Origin of the sequence: Barnesiella sp. CU968 (assembly GCF_905219685.1) — a bacterium.
Taxonomy (GTDB): Bacteria; Bacteroidota; Bacteroidia; order Bacteroidales; family Muribaculaceae; genus Lepagella; species Lepagella muris_A.
The window spans coordinates 1-3,043 of sequence record NZ_CAJMXD010000351.1 but is presented as its reverse complement, the minus strand read 5'-3'; the positions used below and the strand labels follow the sequence as shown (position 1 = coordinate 3,043).

General features: G+C 47.1%; 5 protein-coding genes and 1 pseudogene. 1 reads left to right on the top strand and 5 read right to left on the bottom strand.

Translation table 11 applies throughout. From position 1 onward, the window contains the following. Positions 1 to 98: 98 nt before the first annotated feature. Positions 99 to 434: pseudogene (locus tag JX312_RS11305) on the top strand (glycoside hydrolase family protein); the annotation flags it as partial. A gap of 116 nt (positions 435 to 550) precedes the next feature. Here the strand turns inward: JX312_RS11305 and JX312_RS11300 are convergent. The 5 genes from JX312_RS11300 to JX312_RS11280 form a co-directional block, all read right to left on the bottom strand. Beyond that, positions 551 to 868 (bottom strand): hypothetical protein, encoded by a 318-nt coding sequence (locus JX312_RS11300; RefSeq protein WP_148464624.1) that lies wholly within the window; start codon positions 866 to 868, stop codon positions 551 to 553. Beyond that, complete coding sequence (locus JX312_RS11295) at positions 853 to 1,098, bottom strand: DUF3873 domain-containing protein (RefSeq protein WP_148464623.1); 246 nt, start codon at positions 1,096 to 1,098, stop codon at positions 853 to 855. The genes JX312_RS11300 and JX312_RS11295 overlap by 16 nt, the downstream gene beginning before the upstream one ends. 13 nt (positions 1,099 to 1,111) lie before the next feature. Beyond that, entirely contained in the window at positions 1,112 to 1,369 is a 258-nt protein-coding gene (locus JX312_RS11290) for a hypothetical protein (protein WP_148464622.1), read from the bottom strand. Between the two features lie 54 nt (positions 1,370 to 1,423). Beyond that, entirely contained in the window at positions 1,424 to 2,752 is a 1,329-nt protein-coding gene (locus JX312_RS11285) for a PcfJ domain-containing protein (RefSeq protein ID WP_148464621.1), read from the bottom strand. A 12-nt stretch (positions 2,753 to 2,764) separates the two neighbouring features. Next, positions 2,765 to 3,043 (bottom strand): PcfK-like family protein (locus JX312_RS11280; protein WP_204458067.1); only part of this gene is annotated, 279 nt, incomplete at its 5' end.

The following is a 3,043-nucleotide window of genomic DNA, read 5'->3' as shown; positions in this document are numbered from 1 at the left end:
GATAAATTGGTGTGCAATGATATACATGTTCATAGTCAATATTGCTTTGGATAACGTTATACTTTTGATAATAGGGCTTATCCATAGCTTTTGATAAGCCTTATGTGGGCTACGGTCATTGCGTACAGCCGGGAGAACCATATCGCCGAGGTGTGCAACTGACCGAGGCTCAAGCCGACGCGCTACTGCGAAAAGACCTCCGCAAATTCTGTGCTCTATACTCACAATACGGCAAAGACAGCGTGCTGTTAGGCGCATTAGCCTATAACTGCGGGCCCGGAGTAGTCAACAAATCCTCAATCCTGAAAAAACTCCGCCGTGGCGATAGAAACATTTTCAAGGAATACACCGCCCATTGCCGCTACAAAGGCAAGTGGCACAAGCAACTGCACCAGCGTAGGCTGACCGAGTTTGCCGCCCTGTATGTGCGGTAATTAAGATGCAAGCCAAACGCCGCCTTTGGGCGGCCGAAATTTTCAGCAAAATCAGTGGCGCAACTCTATCACAGGGTCGCGCCACTTGTCATATTACGATTTGGCAAATAATATCTTTACATATAAAGGTGCATACCGGTCACATCTGAAAAGATGTCCTCAAGCATATCGCAATAGACACCTTCATAGGTCTTGATGTCCTTGATTTTGACCTCAAAAGTCTTGCGGCTGAACGATAGACGGTAGAACCTCACATTGTAGAGGTCTGCGCCTGCATCATAGATGATTTCAAGACGGTTAGCCGATGTCTTGTTACGGCTAAGGCTCATTCTCAATCCGTTGCCGAGGTTGATGAAGTTGTGGCTTCCGGTCATTGCCACAAACCGCTTGCCTCCGATTTGTCGGAGTATGGTTGCTGCTATCTGATTGTCCATAGTGCTTTATTTTGAGTGTTATGTTTCTTGTTGAGCCATTCATCACGTTTGCGTCTGCACTCTGCGAGTGTGGGAGCGACACAAGAGAACAGCTCGTTGTAGTTATCTCGGTAGTCGTACATCACACGGCTTATCCGCTTGCCACGATGGGCAGAGTAGAAAGTTTCGTATTGTTCAGTGCCGTGAGCGGTGGTTGTGCTCACTCCGTTGGCGGTCATTCTCGTTGCCATATTCATAAGTGTTTTAGAAATTCACAATCATCATTCGCTGGTCGAATGTCTTTACTGGGTCGCTGACAAGGCGTTGCTTTACCCAAAAGTGGTGTTTGCCGTAGCCATATAGGAAAAACTTGTTGAGGTCGGTACGCTCGGCGCATACGGCTACCGTTTCCCTCAGTTCGGTTTCATTGCGTGTCAGCAATATGCGGTTTATGAGGTCAAGCACAACCGCTCTTATCTTATCGTCAAAGTCAAATATCAGACTTTCAATTATCACGTTCATATCTTGTGGGGTGTTGTGACCTGCGCCAATGCTGACGCAGGTCGGATTAAACATTCAGGCGGTCATTCTCTTGCGGATTAGCTTGGCGTTGTTGTTGACAAGGTTGATGATGCGGTTGTGGTATTTGGTGTCCTTGTTGTATTTGCCGTGGCACTGCACCACTTTGAGGGTCTTTAAGTCAACCTCAACGGTTTCAATTATCTCATCGCCAATCCTTGCGGAAAGAATTAGGGTGTCTTCCTTGCGGTAATATCCCGCTCCGAACACGCAGATGTCCTGCATCCTGCCTTCCTCATAGTATTCATCTATGCTTTCAAGCACTTTGATTGTCAACTCGTTGTCAGTGATTACCAATCCGAAGAACTTGGATTTTAAGGCAATGAACTTATCTTCATTCTCCTTTTCTTTGAGTAACCTCTGTTGCTCACGCTCACGCCTTTCTATCTCATATTGCCGTTCACGCTCGGCTCTCGCTTTCTCCCTCTTGGCGTCAATAAGCCTATTGACTCGGTCGTGTGCCTCGATAAAATCTTGTGGGCAGATGTTCTTGGGATTGCGAATATCCTTATCCAAATTCTTCAGCATCATCAGATAGTCACACCACATTCCGATATTGTTGATTTGATAGTGGTGGCGTTTGGCTATCAGATACGATGCCCAAAGATTGTCGGCAGTCGTGCGATTGGAGAGAAAGTATTTCATTTCCTCAATCTCTCCGGCTTTCATCAGCGTTTCAATCCGTTGGTCGGAAAGGAGAGCCTTGAAAAGACGCACGGGAGATACTCCGTGGAAATCGCCTTTGAAGCCATTTCGCTTAAGTTGCGGAAGAATTGACATTCTTGGATAAACATCGCCCCATGCCACAACCTCGTCATATAGGCTGTTGTGCGGTCTTACTTCCATATCGCTGTCCAATGCCCATACATCGCAGTAGTAGAATGGAAAGCCACGGAGTAGAGCCATATCGGTGACTTTGCCGTTGGAAGAAATCCACCTTTGGACTACCTCATGGCAGTAAAACTGCATAGGCTGCCCCTTACGGCTGACATATTTAACTTGCGACACACGGATAACTTGAAAACCTTTGCAGGTGGTTATCACGCTGAAATATCGTGTCTGGTTCATAGTGCGCCTGCGTGTTTCCTGCACTTTGAGTTCAGAACCGCAGATTGGGCATCGGCAACCGCATAGATTATCGGCAAGGGTGCTTTTGCTGTGCCATACATGACCGCAGTCGGAGCAAGTCATCGTGCCATTCTTGGTGCGGTAGGCAATGTGTTCGATGCAATGTTTGTATGCCCATTCAAACTGAGCGTCAGATATTGGGCTGAGGGTAGCCGATAGTCTTGCAACCTCTTTCTGTATCTTGGTCTTGGGTGTCATAGCGGTGTGGTGTTAAAAGTCAAAAAGACTTGGTTGAACATCTTGGGTTTTCTTCTCGGTGGTCGGCTTGGGTTGGGAGTGCTTGCGCATCTTTGCCATTTCCTCTTGGCGCAGACGTTCTATCGCGTCCTGTCGTGCCTGTTCCTTTTCTTCCTCGGTCAACTCTACCGTATGGTTTACCACCACTTTGCAGTTGATAGGATTGCCCACCTCTATCTCGTTTTCCTCAAAGTAGTGTACGGCTTTTCCGAAAATCTCATCATCAGTAAATCCGTTGCAACCGCTTTTCTT